At 35.5% G+C, this 21,925-nt stretch carries 22 protein-coding genes; 13 read left to right on the top strand and 9 right to left on the bottom strand.

What is annotated here, in order from left to right:
- Positions 1–69 precede the first annotated feature (69 nt).
- The 3 genes from CQA62_RS04965 to CQA62_RS04975 are packed head-to-tail and all read left to right on the top strand — an operon-like array spanning position 70 to position 2,940.
- Complete coding sequence (locus tag CQA62_RS04965) at positions 70–1,758, top strand: carbon starvation CstA family protein (RefSeq protein ID WP_104724893.1); 1,689 nt, start codon at positions 70–72, stop codon at positions 1,756–1,758.
- Entirely contained in the window at positions 1,751–2,014 is a 264-nt protein-coding gene (locus tag CQA62_RS04970) for a cory-CC-star protein (protein ID WP_104724894.1), read from the top strand. The genes CQA62_RS04965 and CQA62_RS04970 overlap by 8 nt, the downstream gene beginning before the upstream one ends.
- The gene (locus CQA62_RS04975; protein WP_126498362.1) at positions 2,014–2,940 is read left to right on the top strand and encodes an ArsA family ATPase; all 927 of its coding nucleotides are present in this window, start codon (positions 2,014–2,016) and stop codon (positions 2,938–2,940) included. Before CQA62_RS04970 ends, CQA62_RS04975 begins: the two co-directional genes overlap by 1 nt.
- Positions 2,941–2,975: 35 nt before the next feature.
- Here CQA62_RS04975 and CQA62_RS04980 read toward each other — a convergent pair whose 3' ends face one another.
- The 4 genes from CQA62_RS04980 to CQA62_RS04995 all read right to left on the bottom strand — a co-directional run bounded on the left by CQA62_RS04980 (position 2,976) and on the right by CQA62_RS04995 (position 7,248).
- The gene (locus CQA62_RS04980) at positions 2,976–3,695 is read right to left on the bottom strand and encodes a YebC/PmpR family DNA-binding transcriptional regulator (RefSeq protein ID WP_104724896.1); all 720 of its coding nucleotides are present in this window, start codon (positions 3,693–3,695) and stop codon (positions 2,976–2,978) included.
- A gap of 61 nt (positions 3,696–3,756) precedes the next feature.
- The gene (locus CQA62_RS04985) at positions 3,757–4,662 is read right to left on the bottom strand and encodes an ABC transporter ATP-binding protein (RefSeq protein WP_115585127.1); all 906 of its coding nucleotides are present in this window, start codon (positions 4,660–4,662) and stop codon (positions 3,757–3,759) included.
- Positions 4,649–6,244, bottom strand: a complete 1,596-nt coding sequence (locus tag CQA62_RS04990) for an ABC transporter permease (RefSeq protein WP_104724924.1) — start codon at positions 6,242–6,244, stop codon at positions 4,649–4,651. Before CQA62_RS04990 ends, CQA62_RS04985 begins: the two co-directional genes overlap by 14 nt.
- Before the next feature lie 2 nt (positions 6,245–6,246).
- Entirely contained in the window at positions 6,247–7,248 is a 1,002-nt protein-coding gene (locus CQA62_RS04995; RefSeq protein WP_104724898.1) for a Fe(3+) ABC transporter substrate-binding protein, read from the bottom strand.
- 261 nt (positions 7,249–7,509) lie between these two features.
- Between CQA62_RS04995 and CQA62_RS05000 the strand changes: the two genes are divergently transcribed.
- From CQA62_RS05000 to CQA62_RS05035, 8 genes are all read left to right on the top strand, one after another.
- Positions 7,510–7,764, top strand: a complete 255-nt coding sequence (locus CQA62_RS05000; RefSeq protein ID WP_104724899.1) for a NifU family protein — start codon at positions 7,510–7,512, stop codon at positions 7,762–7,764.
- Between the two features lie 2 nt (positions 7,765–7,766).
- Positions 7,767–8,348: a hypothetical protein gene (locus CQA62_RS05005; protein WP_104724900.1), complete on the top strand. Its 582-nt coding sequence runs from the start codon at positions 7,767–7,769 to the stop codon at positions 8,346–8,348.
- Positions 8,335–9,654, top strand: a complete 1,320-nt coding sequence (locus tag CQA62_RS05010) for a UDP-N-acetylmuramoyl-L-alanyl-D-glutamate--2,6-diaminopimelate ligase (protein WP_104724901.1) — start codon at positions 8,335–8,337, stop codon at positions 9,652–9,654. The genes CQA62_RS05005 and CQA62_RS05010 overlap by 14 nt, the downstream gene beginning before the upstream one ends.
- Positions 9,644–10,009: an aspartate 1-decarboxylase gene (gene panD, locus CQA62_RS05015; protein ID WP_104724902.1), complete on the top strand. Its 366-nt coding sequence runs from the start codon at positions 9,644–9,646 to the stop codon at positions 10,007–10,009. Before CQA62_RS05010 ends, panD begins: the two co-directional genes overlap by 11 nt.
- A 2-nt stretch (positions 10,010–10,011) precedes the next feature.
- Positions 10,012–10,317: a YbaB/EbfC family nucleoid-associated protein gene (locus tag CQA62_RS05020; RefSeq protein WP_104724903.1), complete on the top strand. Its 306-nt coding sequence runs from the start codon at positions 10,012–10,014 to the stop codon at positions 10,315–10,317.
- Between the two features lie 3 nt (positions 10,318–10,320).
- Entirely contained in the window at positions 10,321–11,427 is a 1,107-nt protein-coding gene (locus CQA62_RS05025) for a DUF7488 domain-containing protein (RefSeq protein ID WP_104724904.1), read from the top strand.
- On the top strand, positions 11,387–12,256 hold the full coding sequence (locus CQA62_RS05030) for a polyprenyl synthetase family protein (RefSeq protein ID WP_104724905.1): 870 nt from the start codon (positions 11,387–11,389) through the stop codon (positions 12,254–12,256). The genes CQA62_RS05025 and CQA62_RS05030 overlap by 41 nt, the downstream gene beginning before the upstream one ends.
- 67 nt (positions 12,257–12,323) lie before the next feature.
- Positions 12,324–13,628: a hemolysin family protein gene (locus CQA62_RS05035; RefSeq protein ID WP_164752731.1), complete on the top strand. Its 1,305-nt coding sequence runs from the start codon at positions 12,324–12,326 to the stop codon at positions 13,626–13,628.
- Here the strand turns inward: CQA62_RS05035 and CQA62_RS05040 are convergent.
- Genes CQA62_RS05040 through CQA62_RS05060 form a run of 5 tightly spaced genes read right to left on the bottom strand, consistent with a single transcriptional unit; the run spans position 13,625 to position 17,868 of the window.
- On the bottom strand, positions 13,625–13,978 hold the full coding sequence (locus CQA62_RS05040) for a c-type cytochrome (RefSeq protein WP_104724907.1): 354 nt from the start codon (positions 13,976–13,978) through the stop codon (positions 13,625–13,627). The two genes, CQA62_RS05035 and CQA62_RS05040, sit on opposite strands and share 4 nt — an antisense overlap.
- Positions 13,979–14,010: 32 nt before the next feature.
- Complete coding sequence (locus CQA62_RS05045; protein ID WP_104724908.1) at positions 14,011–15,384, bottom strand: FAD-binding oxidoreductase; 1,374 nt, start codon at positions 15,382–15,384, stop codon at positions 14,011–14,013.
- Positions 15,381–16,091, bottom strand: coding sequence for a plasminogen-binding N-terminal domain-containing protein (locus CQA62_RS05050; protein WP_104724909.1), 711 nt, complete (start codon positions 16,089–16,091; stop codon positions 15,381–15,383). Before CQA62_RS05050 ends, CQA62_RS05045 begins: the two co-directional genes overlap by 4 nt.
- Positions 16,088–16,666, bottom strand: a complete 579-nt coding sequence (locus CQA62_RS05055) for an NUDIX domain-containing protein (protein ID WP_104724910.1) — start codon at positions 16,664–16,666, stop codon at positions 16,088–16,090. Before CQA62_RS05055 ends, CQA62_RS05050 begins: the two co-directional genes overlap by 4 nt.
- A complete protein-coding gene (locus CQA62_RS05060) occupies positions 16,666–17,868 on the bottom strand; it encodes a peptidoglycan DD-metalloendopeptidase family protein (RefSeq protein ID WP_104724911.1) in 1,203 nt (400 codons plus the stop codon). The genes CQA62_RS05055 and CQA62_RS05060 overlap by 1 nt, the downstream gene beginning before the upstream one ends.
- 125 nt (positions 17,869–17,993) lie before the next feature.
- Between CQA62_RS05060 and uvrA the strand changes: the two genes are divergently transcribed.
- Positions 17,994–20,798: an excinuclease ABC subunit UvrA gene (uvrA, locus tag CQA62_RS05065; RefSeq protein ID WP_104724912.1), complete on the top strand. Its 2,805-nt coding sequence runs from the start codon at positions 17,994–17,996 to the stop codon at positions 20,796–20,798.
- Positions 20,792–21,358, top strand: coding sequence for a tetratricopeptide repeat protein (locus CQA62_RS05070; protein WP_104724913.1), 567 nt, complete (start codon positions 20,792–20,794; stop codon positions 21,356–21,358). Before uvrA ends, CQA62_RS05070 begins: the two co-directional genes overlap by 7 nt.
- Positions 21,359–21,925 lie beyond the last annotated feature (567 nt).

Raw genomic sequence — 21,925 nt, forward strand, 5'->3', positions numbered from 1 at the left:
TTCTGTGAAATATATTTAAGATACACTGCAATGAATTCAAAATATCTAATAAAGAAAGGAGAGTTTAAAGTGAATGCTTTGATTTTGCTCATTATTGGGATTTGTGCCTTTGTTTTTGGATGGTTTCTCTATTCCAAATTTGTGGCTTCAAAAATTTTGAAACTTGATATTCATTTTAAAACTCCTGCTCACACAATGCGAGATGATGTAGACTATATTCCCACTAATAAATTTGTGCTTTGGGGACATCATTTTACGGCTGTGGCGGGTGCAGCCCCAATTGTAGGTCCAGCAATTGCAGTGCAGTGGGGATGGGTTCCTGCATTTTTTTGGGTTATTTTAGGAACTGTGTTTTTTGCAGGGATTCATGATATGAGTGCTTTATGGGCAAGTGTTCGACACCAAGGGCAATCAATCGGAAGCATTTGTCGTAGAGTTGTGGGATCAAAAGTGGGGCAACTGTTTATGATTGTCATTTTTCTTGTCCTTTTAATGGTCAATAGTGCTTTTGGTGTGATTATTGCCCAAGAATCAGTTTTACATCCTTCAACCATTATTCCTGCTTGGGGAGCAGTAATAGTGGCAATCTTAATGGGAATTGCAATTTATCGCTTTAATCTTAATTTGGGTATTGTGACTTTGATTGGGGTGGTTACTCTTTATGGTTTAGTTCCACTGGGTGGAGTGTTGCCTATCAATCTTCCTGAAAGTCTCCTAGGGTTTAATCCATACCAACAATGGGTGATTGTCCTTTTTATTTATGCAGCAATTGCCTCCATTATGCCTGTTTGGCTTCTATTGCAACCGCGAGATTATATTAATGGAATCCAGCTCTTTATTGGATTAATCTTGCTTTATGGTTCAATCTTTATTGTCGCTCCTAAGGTTGTTGCACCAGAGGTTATCCCAGCGATTAAGGAAAGTGGCGGGTGGAGCATTCTTATTCCTATTTTATTTATCACCGTTGCTTGTGGGGCAATTAGTGGATTTCATGGAATTGTTTCTTCAGGGACAACCTCAAAACAGATAGATAAAGAAACAGATGTAAGATTTGTAGGCTACCTTGGAGCTGTAGGTGAAGGTTCTTTAGCGCTTGCAACCATTATTGCCTGTGTTGCAGGACTTGGCTTGCTTAATGCCAACCTTACCCCAGAGACTTGGGCAACTCTGTATAAGGGAGGAGCACTTAATTTCTCAAAAGGAGGAGCGGCAATCTTGAATGCAGGACTTGGAATTCCAGAGGGGATCGCTCAGACTCTGCTTTCTTTAATGATTATTCTCTTTGCTGCAACAACAATGGATGCAGGAATTAGACTTCAACGCTATATTGTGCAAGAGTGGGGGGAAATTTATAAAATCCCTGTTCTTAAAAATAAGTGGATCTCTACAATTGTGGCAGTAGCACTTTGTTTTTCACTTTCTTGGAATGGCTTAGGTGAGGGTGGAAAAAACGAAGTGGCAATTTGGCCTCTTTTTGGAGCGACTAACCAGATTTTAGCCTCATTGACACTTTTAACAATTTCTGTCATTTTAATTAGAAACAAACGATTTGGAGGCTCTCTTATTACACTTATTCCCATGACATTTATTCTTGCAATGTCTTTTTGGGGCGCATTGATTAAACTTAAGGATTATTATTTTAAGGATGAATATCTTTTGTTTGCTATTAGCTTTGTTGTGATTGTTGTTACAATTGCTGTTGTGCTTTGTGCACTTTCAACAATTTATAAAATTCTTAACACTCAAAAAAATGCTTAATTTCTTAAAATCTTGTAGTTCATTTCTTACTAGCTATTATGAATTGGGCTATAAACGAGCAATTAAAAGAGAACAAGAAGAGATTGAAGATTTATTTATGGTTTTAGCATTTTCTGAAATGATGGGGATTCCTAATCCCTATGAATTTTATATGCTAGACCTTATTCCTGAATTAATGCCAAAATTTCATCAATGGCACAAAAAAGCAGGATTTGAAAAATCTCCTTTTGATTATTTTCCTTGTGCGTGTTGCTAATGCTTAGTCAAATTATTTTTGTAGGTGGAAAAGGAGGAGTAGGTAAGAGCACAATTTCTAGCTCACTTGCCTGTAATCTCTCCTCACAAGGGAAAAAAACACTTCTCATTTCTACAGATCCTGCCCACAATTTAAGCGATTTATTTCAAGTGCAGTTGAGCAACTCTATCCTATCACTTAATCCTCAACTCTCTATTCTCGAAATTGATCCCATTAAAGAAGCAAAGCATTACACTCAAAAGATTGCCAAAGAGAATAAAGCCTTTGTAGGAGCAAGTTCTTATGAGATGCTTGATCGCTATTATAAAAGTGCAAGTGAGAATGCAATGACTCAAGAATCTGCACTTTTTGATCGCTTAATTTCTCTCATTACTCAAGAACTTTCATCTTGGGATCATTTCATTATTGATACAGCTCCCACAGGGCATACCTTACGACTTTTTACCCTTGCACAAACACTTAAGACTTGGAGTAAAACTCTGCTTAAATACCAACAAAAAAATATGCATTTTCAAAATATTCTTGATACTCCCTCCACTCATCACAAATTACTCAATAAACTTCAAGCTCGTTATGAAAAATATGCAAAGTTTCAAGGGATTTTACAAGATCCTAAACTTTGTTCTATTGTTTTTGTGCTTAATCCTGATTATTTGTGTATCGAGGAAACAAAAAGAGCAATTGCTCTGTTGCAAAATATCCAAGTTCATGCTCTTGCTATTAATAAAATTGCTCCTTTAGGCTCTGAATCTTTTTTTGAAAATCGCTATAAAATCCAAGAAAAATATTTGCAAAGAATTAGAAGTGAATTTCATCATTACAAACAATGGAATATCCCTCTTTTGGATTGCGATATTTTGCAAGAGACGCAAATTAAGGAGCTTTTAGAAGAAATTTTTGAGAAAAAGACTTGTAACTTTGATTGAAATTAGCCCCTCCCTAAAAAAGGAGCTAAAAGAGATTATTCAATATTGGTATATACTGCTTGGACATCATCATCTTCTTCGATTTTATCAAGCAGTTTTTCTGTTTGAAGCATTTGCTCTTCGCTTAGGCTAATAGGAGAATTAGCAATTCTTTGCAGGCTCGCTTTTTTTACAGTAATTCCCAGAGATTCAAATCCCTCACTCATTCGTCCAAAATCTGTGTAATCTCCATAGGCTACATATTGCACTTCCCCATCAATTTCCACACTTTCAAGTTCCTCAAGTCCAAAATCAATAAGGCAGAGTTCAAGTTCTTCAATATCCATTTGGGGTTGATTAAACTCAAAAACACTTTTGCGTGAGAACATAAATTCTAATGATCCATTAGGCACAATTGTGGCATTGGGAGTTTTATTGAAATAGCTTTTGATATTGGCAATTGTTCGAGTGGGATTATCCGTGGTGCATTCAATCATAATGAGCACGCCATAAGCAGCCTTTCCCTCATAAGTGATTTCACTAAAGATCCCATCTTTTCCACTTGCCCGCTTAATTGCTGCTTCAATATTATCTTTTGGCATATTTTGTGCCTTGGCATTAGCAATTGCAGTTCTTAGCTTTGCATTCATATCTGGATCACTTCCCCCCTCTTTTGCAGCTACAGTAATGGCCTTTGCGAGTTTGGGAAAAATTTTACTCATCTTATCCCATCGTTTTTCTTTGGCAGCACGACGATATTCAAATGCGCGTCCCATTTTACATCCTTTTATAGAGAATAAAAAGTGTGAATTCTAGCATAAAGAGTGAGTTTGGGCTTTAAAGGATTTTAAAGCCAATGCGTTGGGAAATTTGATGATGAGGATGAATGAGCATCTCAAAACTAATGTGTTTGTATTGGAGCTTAAGCTTACTGAATGCTCCCAAAAAATGAGCTTCAAGCACTTCTGCTTCAAATTTATCTCCTATTCCAATTTCACTTGCGCTAAAAATATAGTTTTTAGATTTAATCCATTTAAAAAACTCATCCTCTTCTTCTAGGGATTGGCAAATTACATTTAGATGCGGTAGGAAAACTTGAGATTGCGCAGATTTTGGAAAGAAATAAAGTTCTCTTGGAGTGTTAAAATCAATGATTTTTCCTTCTTTAAGCAAGGCAATATAATCAGAAAGATAATAGGCATCATCAATATCATGCGTGACAATAATTGCAGAAATATCTTGAGAGACAATCAAGGCTTTGAGCTCTTTGCGTAAAGATTCTTTAAGATTGCTGTCTAGATTGGAGAAGGGTTCATCAAGAAGTAAAAGCTCACAATCTGTTGCAATTGCTCTTGCAAAGGCTACCCTTTGTGCCTGTCCTCCTGAGATTTGAGAAATGGGGAATTTTTTGATTTTTGTAATCCCAAAAAGTTCTAAAAGTTCATCCAATCGTTTCTTTTTGTCTTTGGGATAACGATGGAGTGCGAAAAGAATATTTTCTTCTACATTTAAATGAGGAAAGAGGGCATAGTTTTGAAACATAATTGCACTTCTGGGGGTGCAGTAAAATTCTTTAAAGCGTGTGGGGGTTTCCAAGAAGGCAAGAATTCTCAATAAGGTGCTTTTTCCACTTCCGCTATTCCCTAGAATGCTTAAGATCTCTCCTTTTTTGAGGGAGAGATTAATATCTTGTAAAACTTCACTCTTTCCAAAACTTTTATACATTCCTTTAATCTCTAGCATTTTTGCTCCTTAAAATAATCATTCCCAAAAGCGAGAGGCATACAATCAATAATGAGGGTAGGGCACTCTCATAGAGCCTTTCATCTGAAGCATACCAAAATGCTTTTGTCGCAAGTGTTTCAAAGCCAAAGGGAGAGAGCATTCTTGTTAGGGGAAGTTCTTTGATTGTGTCGACAAAAACAATTAAAAGTGCTGAGAACATGAAATGCTTTAAGAGGGGGATATGAATTTTAAACCACAAAATCCAATAGCTTGGATTAAGATTTAGGCTTACTTCATCAAGTGAGGGAGAAATCTTGTCATATCCGCTTTGAATAGAAAAAATGGCTACGGCTAAAAATCTTATCACATAAGCAAAGATAAGAATGCTTAAAGATGTTCCAAGTAAGGGAATTTTAAAGAGATTTGAGAGAAAGAGTGAGACAATCATCACGCTCACTCCCACAACTGCAGAAGGGATGGAATATCCTAAAGAACTTGACTGAAGTAAAAAGGCTGAGAGAGGTTGAGATATTCTTGCACAAAAGCACAAAAATAGAGCACATATTAAGGTAAAAAAAGCACTGAGTCCACCTACTAGTGCAGAATTAAGAGCAAGAAGATAAAAATCTTTTGTAAAGAGTTTGTCATCTTGGAGCCCCCAATACAAAAGCCAAATTAAAGGAAGCAAGAAGCCTAGAGTGGCAATCACAAAACAATATATAAATGCAAGAAAGGATTGCAATCCCTTAAGTGGAGTGAGTTTAAGAAGGGAACGCGTGTTTTGATTAGAACTGTAGTGTTTTTGATTTTTAATTCTTTGCTCTATGCTCATAAGGATACAAATAAATGCCATTAAGATTATGGCTAGGATGCTTGAGGAATAGGGATCATTAAGATCATACCAAAGCTTAAAAATCCCTGCTGAAAAAGTATCTACTCCAAGGTAGGCACTTGCCCCATAATCGCTTAAAGTTTCCATGAGCACAAGCAAAATTCCAGCCATCATTGCGGGTTTGGCTAGAGGGAGGGAGATTTTTAGAAATATTTGCCATTGGCTATATTGCATTGTTTGGGCAACTTCATAAAATTGGATAGATTGAGTAGAAAATGAGGTTTTAGCAAGGATATAGATATAGGGAAAAAGTGAGATTGTGAGCACAAAAATATTTCCATAAAGATTGAAAAAATCTATTCTAAAGCCAAAGATTTCATAAAAAATCCCACCAAAATCCATTATCCCTACATATACAAAGGCTAGGATATATGCAGGGATTGCAAGAGGGAGAAATAAGATTTTTTCTAAAACCTTCGAGAGAAAAAAATCAAAATATGAGACAAGATAAGCACAACTCACGCCAATAAAGCAGCTACACAAGCAAACAAACAAAGTAGTCCAAAATGTATTTTTAAGAAATCTCCAATACAGAAATGAAAAAAAGTGATTGAGATTGGATTGAATTTCTTGTGTGATTTGAGAATCTTTAAAAAGAGAGTGAAAGAAAATGGAACCTGTTTCAATAAAAGAGCCAAAGATAGGGATAGTGATTACCCCTATCATTAAAATAGCTAAAACTTGTAGAAATTTTTTTTGAGAGAAGATTCTCATCTGAAGCCAACTTCATCATAAATCTTGACGGCTTCTTTAACTTTTTTAGCAATATCACTCAGAGGTGTTTGATCTGCTTTAAATTTCCCAAAACTCTTGATCGTAGCATTAAGTGGGACATCATCTCTTATGGGGTATTCAAAGTTGATATTTGTAAGCATCTCTTGAACTTCCTTACTGAGTAAAAACTCCATAAAGGCCTGAGCTTCTTTACGATTCTTGCTTGATTTTGTCATTGCTACCCCGCTCACATTAATATGTGTGCCATAACTCTCTTGATTAGGGAAGATGATTGCTAGAGAGTTAGCAACTTTAACATCTTGAGGATTCTTAGAATGTTTCATTAATCCAATGTAGTAGGTATTCATAATTGCAAAATCCCCCTCTCCTGCATATACACGTCTGGCTTGATCTCTGTCTCCACCTTTTGGGTCACTTGCAAGATTATCTAGCACACCTTTTGCCCATTTCTTGGCTTCACTTTCGCCATGATGGACAATGATACTGGCCAAAAGTGTTTTGCTATAAGCAGCTGTTGCACTCCTAACCAAAAGTTTTCCCTTAAGATTGGGATTTATAAGATCTTCATAGGTTCGTATAAGATTGGGGTTTACTCCTCTATCCTTGGCATAAACAATAACTCTTGCACGTTTAGTGATGGCAAACCACTCATTGTCTTCATCTCTAAGATAGGATGGAATCATTTCTTTTAAAATTGGAGAATCTACACTTGCTAAGAGATTGGAATTTTTTGCCTCTGTAAGGTTGGAGATGTCTGCTGTAATAAAAAGATCAGCTTTTGAATTTTCTCCTTCAAGCCTCATCCTTTTAATAAGCTCTTGAGGTTTAGCTTGAGTGTGATGAACTTTAATTCCTGTTTTTTGTTCAAATTTTTTAATAATTTCAAAATCAGCATCATAATGCCTTGATGAATAGATATTAAGCTCTGCACAAAAAAGTAAAGAGCTTAAGATTGAAAATGCGATGATTTTTTTCATAATTGACTCCTTTAAATATATTTTGATAATCATTATTATCACTCAATCATATAATACTTTTTTTTGTTTAGAGAAAAAATTTTAAAGAAATGCAAATTCTCCTGTAAGGAACATAGCTAAAAGTTTTGCTACACTTTTACTCTTAAGAAAAATAATTGAGTATATTTTGAAAATTATCAGTCAAAAATACTCTTAAGAATTGAGATCTTTATCTTTATGTGGGTTTTTTGTGATAAAAGAAATTTTAAAACATAAGGAATAATCATGATTTTTACTGATGAGGAATTGCTCATTCCTATCCAAGCGAGCATAGAAAAGGTCCGTCCTTATCTTCTAAGAGATGGTGGAGATATGCAACTTAAAGAAGTTAAAGATGGAAAAGTGTATATTGCTTTGCAAGGGGCTTGTAAAAGTTGTCCAAGTAGCACAATTACACTTAAGAATAAAATTGAACACCAACTAAAAGTTGATATTCATCCTGATATTGAGGTGATTAAGGTGGATGAGATGGAATGAAAATGAAAAAAAAAGTCATACAGGGTTTTAATCTCCTCTCTAAGGGAGTTATAAGAGAGGCAAGCCAAATTTTTAGTGAACAATACTTTTTAGATCCCAATGATTTAGACAGTCAATATGGAAAAATTTTTTGTGATATTTCAATGCAAAATTTTGGAAAAGGGGTTGGTTTGGGGGATTATTATTTTATGCGTAGAAAGGTGAAAAAAGCATCAGAGCTTGTACAAGAAATGGAGATTATGCTCTCAAAAATTAATGAGATTGAAAACTTTGAGGTCCAAGAAGCACTTAAATTTGCATTATATCAAGCCGAATCTCTGGAATGTATCACCTTAGATGATTTCAAAAAATATATTGCTACTCAAGAAAATTTTAAAGAGGCTTTTGAGGATTTTAATTTCAGCACAAAAATTGTTTTTTTTAATAAAGATGAATTGTGTGAATTTTTAAATCTCCTAATAGAGAAGGGTTTGCCAACCTTAACTTTGCAGTATGCAGAGGCAATTGGGGCAAATCACGATCTAGATCCAAGAATTTATAATATTTTGCAAAAGGCGGTAAAACAAAGTAATGAAAGTAAATAAAAGCTTCAATTACCAAGGACATTCTTACACTTCTTTATGTGATGATAGTATCCAAGCTTCAGAGGATTTGAATGCTTTATTTGTAAGAACAACAATGAATCAAAAATATCAAGACAGTGTTGCACATCTCCCCAGTATCGATGAGAGTGAGCTTAAGAATTTTTTTACCCTCTCTCCTAAAATTATTGCAATTACAGGCACAAATGGAAAAACTACAACAGCAGCACTTATAGATTATTCCTTAAGAAAATTGGGCTATAAAGTGGCACTGCTAGGAACAAGAGGGTTTTTTATCAATGCACTAAGAAAGCAACCCAAAGGGCTTACAACCCCAACGATTTTGGAACTTTACCACTATATTGAAGAGGCAAGAGAGTGTGATTTTTTCGTAATGGAGGTTTCTTCTCATGCAATTGTGCAAAATAGAATCTTAGGGCTTGACTTTGCACTTAAGGCTTTGACAAATATCACAAGTGATCATTTGGATTTTCATAAAGATTTGCAAGAGTATCAGAGAGTAAAAAATAGTTTTTTTGATGGATGTACTCTTGAGGTGATTAATGCTGATGAGCCTAATGTACATATACAAACACCTTTCTTGGGATATTCTTTATGCAAAAAGGCCCAGGTGTATTCTTTAAAGTATTCTTGTTCCCCCTTTATTAATGCAACCGTATGCACACAAGAGGAGAGAGAGATTTTAAAAAGTTCAATGTGTGGAAAACATAATCTCTACAATCTCTTATGTGCCATTACTTCAATTAAGGCTCTCACAAAGTATCCTTTAAAAGAGATTTTAGAGAGTTTGCAAGACTTTGAGGGAGTGGAGGGAAGAATGCAGATTGTCAATAAAGATCCACTCATTATTGTTGATTTTGCACATACATATGATGGGATTGAAAAGATTCTAGAAAGCTTTGAGGGTAAAAAGATTTCTGTACTTTTTGGTGCTGGAGGAGATAGAGATAAGAGTAAGCGTCCCAAAATGGGAGAAGTAGTGCAAAAATATGCTCAAAAAATTTATATTACAAGTGATAATCCACGCAGTGAAAACCCTCAAGACATTATTGTAGATATTCTCTCAGGCATGAGACAAGATCACAGCATTCGTTCAATTAACCCCATTAGAGAGCAAGCAATTGAACAAGCAATTAGAGAACAAGAAAGAGATGAAATTTTATTTATTTTAGGGAAAGGGGATGAAACTTATCAGATCATTGGACACCAAAAAATTCATTTTGATGATAGAGAAGTCATTGCAAGTGTGTTAAAATCGCAAGAAAAAAGGAATATAAATGATGCTTGAAATGCTTTATAGCAAGATTCATAGGGCCACAGTGACTGATGCTAATCTTAACTATGAGGGATCAATCACTATTGATGAGGAGCTTGCCAAAAGTGCCAATCTGCATAAGGGCATTAAAGTTGATATTGTTAATATTAATAATGGAGAGAGATTTAGCACCTATGTTATTTATGGACAAGCAGGCTCTAAAACAATATGCCTTAATGGTGCAGCAGCTCGTAAAGTGCATACAGGTGATAAAATCATTATTATTGCTTATGCAACCTATTGTGATGAGGACTTGAAGCATTATAAACCTACAGTAATTTTGCTTGATGATAAAAATAATATTGAATCCATTAAATATGAGGTGTAAAAATGTTTGATACAAATAAATTTCAAGAACTTTTAGGAAATCTTCAAGAAAAAGCAAAAGAATTAGAAGAAAAAAGCAAGAGTGAGATTTATGAGGTTAAAAGTGGAGGAGGGCTTGTAAGTCTTAGAGCTAATGGGGCGGGAGAAATTGTGGATTTAAACATTGATGAGAGTTTATTAAGCGATAAAGAGGCAATGCAGATCTTGCTCATTGGTGCCTTCAATGAAGTTTTTTCAAAGATTGAAGAGGGTAAGAAAAATCAAGCTATGGGTATGCTTGGTGGAATCAATCCTTTTGGACAATGCTAAAAAATGAGATTTTTTCTTTTTGGTCTTATTTTTAGCTCTTGGCTTTTTGCTTATGATTTTGAGATTTGTAAAAAGTATTATCAAGTTGCATCTAAGAAAATTGAAAATTCAAGGGTGGTCTTGATTGAGCATGGGGATAAAAAATTTTATATAGGATTTTTCTCTAAAGCCCCTAAGGATGTAGAAATTCTCAAGGCTGATCCCTTTGTGGGGCTTTATGCTTTTCCTTTTACTTCCAAGGACGCACAAACCTATATGATCATGCCCCTTGATGACAAAGCTTTAAGCCTTAATATGGCAGATCTTACAGAAAAATATGCAGAAAAAGGGATTGTGATTGAGCCACAAAAAGGGTTTTTAACTTATGCACGTTTTAGTGCACAGACTATTCTAAATAGCGTCATTTCAAATATTTGCTATCAGATTTATGGCATTGGTATGGGAGATAATCTTTTTATTGATAGTCAATATCTCTTAAGATTCATTGAGCAAGAAGAGCCCTATTATGGAGATATTGGGGTAAGACTTTATATGCCAAATAAAGACCATCCCCATGATGTTTTAAAAGTGGAATATGTTGATCCTTTTTTTCCTAATGTACCCTTTCTTAAAGATGATGAAATCCTCTCCATCAACAATAAAGAGTTTAAGGATTATTATGATTTTGAGTGGTATGTGGCAAATTTGGAAGAACACTCTACAGCAAATGTAAAAATTCGACGCGCAGATAAAATTGAAACTTTTTCTATCAAAGTTTCAAGACGTTATGGAGGATTTTTGCTTCCTGATCGTTTTTTTGAGCGTATTGGAATTACACTTAATGATGAGCTTATGATCACGGCTATTGATCCGAAATTTCAAGCCCTTCAGCAAGGATTGCTTGTAGGGGATAGAATTTTATGGATTAATAATAAAAAAATTCTCAATCCTAATGAAAAAACTCAAAGTAAGGAAGTAGAAAAGCGTTTAAGATTTTTGCTCACTGAGGCGGTGAAACTAGGACGATTGGATATCTTAATTTCTCGTGAAGGTTTTCAATTTTCTCTTAATCTTATTGGTGGACTTAATAATGCATACATTCAATCTCGATACAACCCTTTTGGATTTTGAGGAGTTTTTACTCTCGCATACTCCAAAAGCCCAAAGTTTTCACCCTCATTTTCAAAGAGCGGTTTGGGAAATGGTGAGATGCGGAGGGAAAAGGTTTCGTCCTGCATTAATGCTCAGTGTTATAGGAAATTATCCTCACACCCCCCTTAAAGAATCTTTTTATCCTGCCTTGGCAATGGAGATTTTGCATACTTTCTCACTCATTCATGATGATTTGCCAAGTATTGATAATGCCCCATTGCGTCGAGGTAATCCTACTCTTCATACACGTTATGGAGAAGTCACTGCGATTTTGAGTGGAGATTTTTTAAACTCTTACGCCTTTTATCTTCTGGCAATGAGTAATTTAGAGGATTGCCTCATTGCTAAACTTGTACATTCACTCTCAAAAGGAGCATGCAAGATGATTGTAGGAGAGGCATTAGATTGTGAGTTTGAGGGGGAGAGTTTAGGGCTTGAGAGAGTTGAGCAAATTCATTGCTTAAAAACTGCCTATCTTATTGCCACTTCTTTACAAATGGGTGCAATTATTGCCAGAGTGGATAGAGTAGAGGAGAAAAAATTATGGGATTTTGGAATGAAGCTAGGGGTATTTTTTCAAATTCGTGATGATTTAATTGATGCGATTCAAAGTTCAAGTCAAGCAGGAAAACCCACTCAAAAGGATAAAGATAAAAATAGCTATGTGACCCTTTTAGGGTTGCAGGGGGCTAAGAGAGAGTTTCACTCTTATGCCCAAGAACTCCAATCAATGCTTAAAACTTTGCAAAATTTAAATTTAATTTCTACTCTTGAAACTTTACTTCAACAATATTGGAAAGAGGTATAAGAAGCAATTTGGATTTTTAATAAAATAGTGATAAAATCTTGGCATATTTTATTTTTAGGAGTTTTTATTGGACCCATACCAGTCGGTTTTAATGGTGGTTTTGGCTTTATTGCTTGTTCTTCTTAATGGTTTTTTTGTTCTTTCTGAATTTGCTATTGTAAAAGTGCGACGCTCAAAGCTTGAAGAGCTTGTAAAAAATGGAAGTAGTTCCGCAAAACTCGCGCTTAAGGTTACCTCTTCTCTTGATAGTTATTTGAGTGCTACCCAATTAGGCATTACCCTTTCTTCACTTGCTTTAGGTTGGATTGGCGAACCTGCAATTGCCAAGATTTTGGAAGTTTTGTTTGTTTATATTCTCTCTAATACTAATGAGGTTTTTATCCATACGCTAAGTTTTGCCATTGCCTTTAGTTCTATCACTTTGCTTCATGTGGTTTTAGGAGAATTGGTTCCCAAATCTATTGCCATTGCAAAGGCTGAACGTATTACATTATGGATAGTAAGACCTCTGCATTATTTTTGGGTTTTACTCTATCCTTTTATTCGCTTCTTTGAAATTCTCTCAAGCTCATTTCTTTCCTTGCTTAAGATTGAGCCTGCAAGAGAACATGAAAATGCTCATTCTGATGAGGAGTTAAAGATCATTGTGGGTGAGAGTTTAAAGGGAGGATTTATTGATTCAATTGAGGGAGAAATTATTAAAAATGCAGTGGATTTTTCAGATACTGTAGCAAAAGAGATTATGACTCCTAGAAAAAATATGATCTGCCTTGATGCTGATGAGAGCTTTGAAGAGAATTTAAAGGTCATTATGCAAACCAATCACACACGTTATCCTTATTTCAAGGAAAGTAAAGATAATATTTTAGGAGTGATTCATATTCGTGATTTGCTTAAAGAGATGAGTAGAGAAAATCGTGATTTAAATTCCATTGTACATGAACTCATTATTGTGCCTGAGAATGCTTCAATCTCTAATATTCTTAAAAAGATGAATAAAGAGCAGATTCACACAGCTCTTGTTGTGGATGAGTATGGTGGAACTTCTGGACTATTGACAATGGAAGATATAGTCGAAGAGATCGTTGGAGATATCTCTGATGAGTATGATTTAGTCGATGAGGAAATCTCTCAAATTAATGAGCAGACCTATAAAATGAGTGGGATGCTTGATATGGAGAAAGCCGAAGAAACACTTAATATAAAATTTAGCAATGAACATGAGCAAGTTAGCCTTGGAGGATATGTTTTTACGCTTTTTGGGCGTTTACCTGTTGTGGGGGATATTTTGGAAGATGAAAATTGTATGTTTGAAGTTTTAGAAATGGATGGCGCACGGATTAAAGAATTGAAAGTGACAAAAAGGGTTTAAAATGGAGGTTGATTTTTAAGATAGCGAAAGATAGCATTCAGCTCTTTGTCTGTAAGGTGATAAAAAGGCATAACATCTTTATTTTTTGTTTTAGAGTTTTTGAATTTTGCTAAAAATGCTTCAAGACTTAAGTCTTTGATATTTGGAGCTTGAAGTATTTTTTTCTGTCCCTTATGGCGGTAGGTAGCTATTTGTGATCCCTCTCCTTTATAACCATGGCATTTTTGACAGCTAATCCCTCTTGGATTTTCATATAAACGTTTTCCATATTCTAAATCATCGATAAATTCAGCTTTTTCCTGTGTGTAAGCCAAGCTAAAAAATAAAGAAATAAAGAGTGATTTTTTCATAGTTTCCTCCATCAAAGAGCAAGATCAAAATCTTATTCTAACCCCATTTTATAAGGATTAAGAATATGATAAGGGTCAAAGGCTTTTTTAATCTCTTTGAAAAGTTGTAAATGAGCTTGAGAAAATGCTAGAGGCATATAAGAGGCTTTTGTGATTCCTATTCCATGCTCTCCACTTAATGTTCCTCCCAAAGATAGGGCAAAAGAGAAGAGCTCATCAATGGCTTTTTTTCCAATGGGGAGCAAATCAAGAGAGGGGAGGAAAACATTTGTATGGATATTGCCATCGCCAATATGACCAAAACAAGGAATCTTAAGATTGTATTTCTCTCCAATTTTTTGAGTTTGTGTCAGAAATTCGGGCACACAAGAGCGAGGGAGGGTAATATCTTCATTGAGTTTTTTAACTCCATAGATGCTATTGGCTTGAGAGGCATTTTTTCTGCCAAACCAAATCTCCTCCTCTTCTTGAGGAGTTTGGGCAACTTTGAATAAAAGGGGAGAAAATTTTTTTGCAATATCTATAATGGCTTGGAGTTCATGCTCTAGGCTTGGAGCAAAGTTTCCATCAAGTTTAATGATTAAAATAGCTTCAGAGTGTGGAGGGTAAATAGGTTTTAGGGCATTGAGTGCTTGAGTGCTGAGTTTGTCTAAAAACTCCATTGCACAAGGAGTAATCCCTTCAGAGAGGATTGTATAAGAGCATTGTGCAAGTTTAGAAATATCATCAAAACAAATCAAAAGTGAGCGCTGGAACTTAGGTTTTGCTTTGAGTTTGAGTGTGAGCTCTGTAAAGATTCCTAGTGTGCCTTCACTTCCACACAATAAACCTAAAAGATTGTATCCCGCAACATCTTTATAAGTCTTGTGCCCTAGAGTGATTTTCTCTCCATTGCCTAGCACAACTTCAGCACTGAGTAAATAATCCTTGCTTACCCCATATTTTACTGCACACATTCCTCCAGCATTTTCAGCCATATTCCCTCCAATTGTGCTAAAAGATGCACTTGCAGGGTCTGGAGGGAAAAAAAGGCCGTAAGGATTGAGGGCAAGGTTGAGCTCTGCATTAATCACACAGGGCTGAACTTTTGCACAGAGATTAAGAGAATCAATTTCTATGATTTTTCTAAAATGTTTTTGCATTGCCAAGATAATTCCCTTACCCAAACTCCCTCCACTCATTCCACTCCCTGCACCTCTTGGGATAATGGGAAGCTTATGAATACAAGCATATTTCATAATCTCTTGAATATCTTGAGTGTGACGAGGAAAGAGAACGCAGGAGGGGAGATACTCCAAGCGAGTGCTATCATAGCTATAAACACTTAAGACCGCAGGATCATTGCAAACATTTTCCTCTCCGAGAAGATGCTTAAAAAACTTTAAATCAGAGCAGGAGAGAATCATTTTAAAAGAAGTTTGTCATATTCTTTAAAGTAGTTTTTTTTAGGACGTAAGAAATCCCAAAAACTCTTAGCTTCTATCCTTGCAAAAAGAGGGTACATCATTTCTTTGGGTTCTGGATTTTCCATTGCCTTACGCTCTAAAACTTCAAAACTTTGACAATCCAAGAGATTTACTCCATTACTTGCATAAATAGCAAGTAAGCCTACACTATAGATCTTACATAGCTCTTTAAAACCCTTTTTACTTGGATCAATAATCCCCTTTCCTCCCACATCAGCAATAAGTAAATCCGAGCTTACAAAGTGAATATTGGGATAGAGAGTTTTAATAGAATCATAGAGTTTTTGATTGGGTGCGATAATAAATCCGCGAGAATAAAAGCTTCTTAGAATAACTTCATCCCCCTCTCTGGGCTTAATGACAGGTGTAGGAAGGTATTTTTGATCTAAGAGTGTAAATTTTTCATACTTTGCTAAAATCTTATCGCTTTGCACATCTGTAATTGTGGCAGAGTTGCTAATGATTCCTGAGCTAATGTTATGGATAACAATCCCTGTTTCTCCGATTAAAACCTCTTTATCACTTGGGCTAAGGACTAGAGTCTTGCTTTTTTCATTAACACTTTGAATTTTTAGCTTAAGTTCCTCAACTTCAAAAGCAAATCCAAGGGCACTTAAGCATAAGCAAAGAGTAAAAATCCATTTCATCTATTCTTCTCCATTCTTTCGATATAAAACCACTGGAGCATATAAGCTAAAGAAGTGGTTTTGGGGATATTGGGATTTTTTAGAAAATCTAAAATTTCAGAGGTTTTAAGAAAAAAGGGTTCAAAATTTTCATCCCCCTCTCCTCCACCTTGAGTAATTTTTTCTTCTTCGTGTATAGTAGCAAAAAATAGAGTTTGTTTAGCAGGGGTTAGACCGACATTGCCAAAGAAGCTATGGATTTGCACCAGTCTCTCTAAGGGAATACCGTATCCACATTCTTCTAAAATTTCCTCCTGAGCAATTTGTTCTAGGCTTTTACCTTTCTTATCCACAAGTCCTGCACAAAGCTCATAACTCTGTGCCTTTTTCTCTCTAAGAAATGCACAAGGACGGTAATGCTTGAGAAGTAATAAACTCTCTTGCTTGGGTAAAAAAAGTAAAATTCCCACACTATCAAAAGCTTGGTAAAAATCCCAATAATACTCATCATCACCAAGTTGATAATACAAACGTTGAGGCTTGATAAAAGAAGAGGAAGAAATAGGGGAGGTGTAGAGGAATTTAATCTCTCTCATTACTCATCCTTATTTTGAGGTGAAAAGTCTTGCAGAGGTTGATTTTCATCAAGCTTACCTTCAGTTGTGGCTGAGGTGTGATTGAGAGTGAGTTTATTGAGTTCTTCTTCAAGAAGGGATTTTTGTTGTTGTGCATAGAGGAGATAGTCACTCTTAGCTTTACCTTTAAGCTCACTTCGAGTAGTTTTAATACTTCCAAGAGGATTGAGTGGGCGATTGTTTTTATAAAGTCCAAAATGTAAATGAGGCCCAGAACTAATCCCAGTATTACCACTTTTACCAATCACTTGTCCTTGTTTTACATATCCCCCAGCTTTTACTTTTTTATCGATGTTGCTTAGATGTGCATAAAGCGTTCTTAATCCCCCCTCATGAATAATCTCAATTGCTTTTCCATACCCTCCCTTATTTCCTGCACTCAGCACTTTTCCACTTCCTGCTGATCGCACAATTGTTCCTACTTTTGCACGCAGATCAATTCCAAAATGAGGGCGAATGACCTTATCAAGAACAGGGTGTTTTCTAGCTTTGGAAAACCTTGAAGTAATATATACCTGTGTAAGGGGCATTTGAAGTAAAAATCCTGCAACTTCTTTTCCCAATAAATTATAATAGCGATCTTTATAGGCAATCAGATAGTGAGGATTTTTATTAGTCTGCATAATTGCTGATTGGATATTGGGAAGTCCAAAAACCTCTCCAAAACGATATTTTCGCTTATAAATCAGGGCAAGTTTATCACCCTTAATCACTTCTTTCTTAAAATTAATTGAATTTTTATAAGTATTTAAAAACTCATTGGCAAGCCCTAAATCTTTAGAGTGTTCAAAGATATCTTGATGAGGAGAGTTAAGCACTTCTAAAGCAAGTGTATTGGATTTTTGAAAATACCTAATAGGAGTGAAGATAAGCTTATAATTGACACCTTGTTTATAAATATGAATTTGAATATCCTCATCAATTGGAATGAGAGCTTGTAAAAGTTGTCCATTCTTATTTCTTAAGACTTGATATTGTACCCCTGCATAAATCTCAGCAGTCAGTTCCTTATCTTGTGTAGAGAGATTGTAATAGAGCTTTAAGGGAATATGATGGTCTTCAAGAAAATTTAAAAAGGTATATCCTTTTCTCCAAATCTTATTTTCTCCAACTGCTCCCAAACAAGCTAAAGTCATTAAAAAAAATAATGCAAGTTTCTTCATTTTGCCCAAGCTTTTTATAAAATAGTGTTATTGCTATTTTACTCAAGAATATTTTTACTTCCAAAATATGTAATGTTGAAATTAATCTATAATCATAGATTTATTTCTTAGTTTTTGGAGTTCTTATGAGTGAATATATCACTATTACAGGTGCAAAGGAAAATAATCTTAAAAATATCAATCTCTCTCTTCCTAAAAATAAGTTGATCGTTTTTACAGGTTTAAGTGGAAGTGGAAAAAGCACACTTGCCTTTGACACTCTTTATGCTGAGGGTCAAAGACGCTATATTGAATCTCTCTCAAGCTATGCTAGGCAGTTTTTAGATAAAGTGGGAAAACCTAATGTTGATAAGATTGAAGGGCTTACCCCTGCAATTGCTATTGATCAAAAAACCACATCTAAAAATCCACGCTCTACCGTTGGAACAATTACTGAAATTTATGACTATCTTAGACTTTTATATGCAAGAGTGGGCAAGCAACATTGCCATTTATGCGGTAACCCTATTTCACATATGACACAAGGTGATATTATCAACCAAGTTCTCTCACTTCCTAAAGAAAGTAAGCTTATTCTTCTCTCCCCCATCATTAAAGAAAAAAAAGGAAGCTTTACTGAGAAGATTGAATCTTTACGACAAAAGGGTTATGTGAGAGCGTATATTGATGGAGTGATGGTGCGATTAGACGAAGAGATTACATTAAGCAAAACCAAAAAACATACCATTAAAGCCATTATTGACAGGGTGGTGCTTAATGATGATAATCACACACGTATTGCACAGGGAGTAGAAAAAGCCCTTAGAGAATCTTATGGAGAAGTAGAAATTGAGGTTTTAAATGATGAGGGATCAAAGTTCTTGCATTTCTCAGAGCATTTTGCTTGTTTTGATTGTAAAGTGAGTTTTGAACCATTAGAGCCCCTAAGTTTTTCTTTTAACTCTCCTAAAGGGGCATGCGAGGATTGTGGGGGATTGGGAATGAAATACAGTATTGATATTAAAAAGATTCTCAATGCCTCTATTCCTCTTAATGAGGGGGCAATTAAATTTATTTTTGGTTTTAATCGAGGGTATTACAATATGCTCTTTGAGGGCTTTTGCAAGGCAAATAAAATCGATGTGAGCAAGAGTTTTGAAGAACTTTCTTCCCAAGAGCAAAAGGCATTACTTTATGGTAATAGTGTAGAAGTGGAACTTACTTGGAGGGGGAGTAAATTGGTGCGTCCTTGGCAGGGGATTATGCAGATTGCCTACGATCTTTTTAAAGATGAAAAAGACTTGGCAGATTTTATGAGTGAAAAGGTCTGCCCTAGTTGCAAAGGCCATAGATTAAAACCCCAATCTCTTGCAGTCAAGGTTGCGGGAAAAGGGATTGCAGATGTATTAGATATGCCTTTGCAAGAGTGTTATGAGTTTTTTATCAATGAGGAAAATTTCTCTTATCTTACAGATCAAGAGCAACTCATTGCTTCATCTATCTTTAAAGAAATTCGTGAGAGACTATTTTTCCTTTATGATGTAGGATTAGGCTATCTTACTCTTGGAAGAGATGCAAGAACCATTAGTGGAGGGGAAAGCCAAAGGATTAGAATCGCTTCTCAGATTGGAAGTGGACTTACGGGGGTAATGTATGTTCTTGATGAGCCAAGTATTGGGCTACATGAAAGAGATACACTCAAACTTATCCGCACCCTTAGAAGCTTACAAGAAAAAGGCAATACAGTTATTGTTGTAGAGCATGATAAAGAGACAATTATGCAGGCAGACTATATTGTAGATATTGGTCCTAGGGCAGGAGTGAATGGTGGAGAAGTGATTTTTGCAGGAAATGTAGAAGAACTTCTTAAACAAAATACCCTCACTGCTCAGTATATCAACGGCAATAAGCAAATCTCTTATCCACACAATCGCCCTCAAGAAAAATTTATCCAAATTCAAAATGTCAATATCAATAACATTAAAAACCTTAGTGTCAAAATTCCGCTCTCAAACTTTGTGTGTATCACTGGAGTGAGTGGAAGTGGAAAAAGCTCACTCATTCTTCAAACCCTTTTACCTGTTGCCCAAGAGCTTCTTAATCATAGTAAGAAGATTCAAAAATGCGATGGTGTAAGCATTTTGGGACTTGAGCAACTTGATAAAGTTATTTATTTAGACCAAAGCCCTATTGGAAGAACTCCGCGCAGTAATCCTGCAACCTATACAGGAGTGATGGATGATATTCGAGCGCTTTTTTCAGAAGTTAAAGAAGCAAAAATTCGCGGATACAATATGGGACGCTTTAGCTTTAATGTTAAGGGTGGAAGATGTGAGAAATGCCAAGGTGAGGGAGAAATTAAAATTGAAATGCATTTTTTGCCTGATGTAATGGTCAAATGCGATAGTTGTAATGGAAGTCGTTATAATGCCCAAACTCTTGAAATCCTCTATAAAGACAAATCAATTGCAGATGTGCTGAATATGAGTGTGGATGAAGCATTGTTATTTTTCTCTAAGCTTCCAAAAATTGCCCAAAAACTTCAAACTCTTCAAGATGTAGGACTGGGCTATATCACCTTAGGACAAAATGCAACAACCCTAAGTGGAGGAGAAGCCCAAAGGATTAAACTTGCCAAAGAGCTTTCACGCAAAGATACAGGAAAAACTCTCTATATTCTTGATGAGCCTACAACAGGACTGCATTTTGCAGATGTGGATCGACTGACAAAAGTTTTACATCATCTTGTAGGATTGGGTAATTCTGCAATTGTCATTGAGCACAATCTGGATATGATTAAAAATGCAGACTATATTATTGATATTGGTCCTGAGGGGGGTGATAAAGGAGGAAAAATTGTGGATATGGGAAGTGTCAAACATATTGCCAAGAATGCTAAAAAAAGTGGAAGCTATACAGGAGCATTCCTTGCAAAAGAGCTAGGATGTTAAAATTTTTTATAGCTTTTAGCTTTTTGTGTGCCTTACTTATGGGGGAGCAGAGCACAAACCCCTATATTCAAGCAAGCAAAAAGAAAAAAGATCCCCATATCACCTCCACACATAATAAACCTGTCCCACGTTACCAGCTTCTCCCACCCATTACGGCTAAAAAACCCAAACCTAAGCCCAAACCCAAACCCAAAATCATCATTGATGAAAATGGCAAAGAAGTAGTTGTGCAACAAGAAGAACCAAAACTCACCCCCCAAGAGCTAGAAATCAAAGAGGCAAAAATCAAATGCATTGATGATGATGGGGTGTGGTGCTGGAAGCTAGGCATCTACTATCTTGAGGGTAAAATTGTAGAGCAAGATTATGATGAGGCACTCAAAGCTTTTGAAGCAGGGTGTGTGAAAAAAAGTGGAGGGGCTTGTTATAACGCTGGATATCTTTATGAATTTGGAAGAGGGGATATTCCCTATGACTATAAAAAAGCGCAAGATTTTTTTCTCAAATCCTGTAACTATGGCTATGATAGAGGATGCAGTGCTTGGAGGGATATGAAGTAATAGATATTTTTACCTCTTGCTCTCATTTTTCTTAAAATTCTTATTTTTAAAAACTTATATTTTTCGGGTATGTTGTAGTATTTACACAAATTCTCTTAAAATCACATAAATAATGTCGCTGGTTTTTTAAAGCCTTGTTTTGAATCAGTAGAAAATCGACTGGTTTATCCCCCCCCCCTAAAAAAGAAGTTGTATTTCTTTTTTTATTGTTTTCTCCTTATGTTCTTATATTGATTAATTTTACAATTCAGATTATCGAAGCTAAGAGTTTATAAAAAAGAAACTTCTTTATCTTTCTTTCATATACAAAAGAATTCAAATACCAACAACTCATCCATAAAAACATTCTTATATCTTTAAACAAATCTCTTTGTGATTAAAAACCTCTTGTGTCATTATAAATAAAAGCTTAAAAGAAATAAAAATAAGATAAAACAATCAGGATTAACCCTCATTCATAATACCCTAATAAACAATAGAGCCCCGACTATTCTCTAGGGGGAGAGAATAGTCTATTAAGACTTAAAGGAGACGCTTAATGAAAAAAACAGTAAACTATCTTGAAGG

This window comes from Helicobacter cholecystus (assembly GCF_003364215.1).
In the GTDB taxonomy this organism is placed as follows: domain Bacteria; phylum Campylobacterota; class Campylobacteria; order Campylobacterales; family Helicobacteraceae; genus Helicobacter_G; species Helicobacter_G cholecystus.

Bases quoted from the DNA above. Each gene is read 5' to 3' on its own strand.
- CQA62_RS05010 (WP_104724901.1), top strand. From the start codon at position 8,335: ATGAAAGTAAATAAAAGCTTCAATTACCAAGGACATTCTTACACTTCT.
- uvrA (WP_104724912.1), top strand. From the start codon at position 17,994: ATGAGTGAATATATCACTATTACAGGTGCAAAGGAAAATAATCTTAAA.
- panD (WP_104724902.1), top strand. From the start codon at position 9,644: ATGATGCTTGAAATGCTTTATAGCAAGATTCATAGGGCCACAGTGACT.
- CQA62_RS05050 (WP_104724909.1), bottom strand. From the start codon at position 16,091: ATGAAATGGATTTTTACTCTTTGCTTATGCTTAAGTGCCCTTGGATTT.
- CQA62_RS04985 (WP_115585127.1), bottom strand. From the start codon at position 4,662: ATGCTAGAGATTAAAGGAATGTATAAAAGTTTTGGAAAGAGTGAAGTT.
- CQA62_RS04980 (WP_104724896.1), bottom strand. From the start codon at position 3,695: ATGGGACGCGCATTTGAATATCGTCGTGCTGCCAAAGAAAAACGATGG.
- CQA62_RS05045 (WP_104724908.1), bottom strand. From the start codon at position 15,384: ATGATTCTCTCCTGCTCTGATTTAAAGTTTTTTAAGCATCTTCTCGGA.
- CQA62_RS05040 (WP_104724907.1), bottom strand. From the start codon at position 13,978: ATGAAAAAATCACTCTTTATTTCTTTATTTTTTAGCTTGGCTTACACA.
- CQA62_RS04975 (WP_126498362.1), top strand. From the start codon at position 2,014: ATGCTTAGTCAAATTATTTTTGTAGGTGGAAAAGGAGGAGTAGGTAAG.
- CQA62_RS05005 (WP_104724900.1), top strand. From the start codon at position 7,767: ATGAAAAAAAAAGTCATACAGGGTTTTAATCTCCTCTCTAAGGGAGTT.
- CQA62_RS04970 (WP_104724894.1), top strand. From the start codon at position 1,751: ATGCTTAATTTCTTAAAATCTTGTAGTTCATTTCTTACTAGCTATTAT.
- CQA62_RS05060 (WP_104724911.1), bottom strand. From the start codon at position 17,868: ATGAAGAAACTTGCATTATTTTTTTTAATGACTTTAGCTTGTTTGGGA.
- CQA62_RS04995 (WP_104724898.1), bottom strand. From the start codon at position 7,248: ATGAAAAAAATCATCGCATTTTCAATCTTAAGCTCTTTACTTTTTTGT.
- CQA62_RS05025 (WP_104724904.1), top strand. From the start codon at position 10,321: ATGAGATTTTTTCTTTTTGGTCTTATTTTTAGCTCTTGGCTTTTTGCT.
- CQA62_RS05070 (WP_104724913.1), top strand. From the start codon at position 20,792: ATGTTAAAATTTTTTATAGCTTTTAGCTTTTTGTGTGCCTTACTTATG.
- CQA62_RS05020 (WP_104724903.1), top strand. From the start codon at position 10,012: ATGTTTGATACAAATAAATTTCAAGAACTTTTAGGAAATCTTCAAGAA.
- CQA62_RS05030 (WP_104724905.1), top strand. From the start codon at position 11,387: ATGCATACATTCAATCTCGATACAACCCTTTTGGATTTTGAGGAGTTT.
- CQA62_RS05055 (WP_104724910.1), bottom strand. From the start codon at position 16,666: ATGAGAGAGATTAAATTCCTCTACACCTCCCCTATTTCTTCCTCTTCT.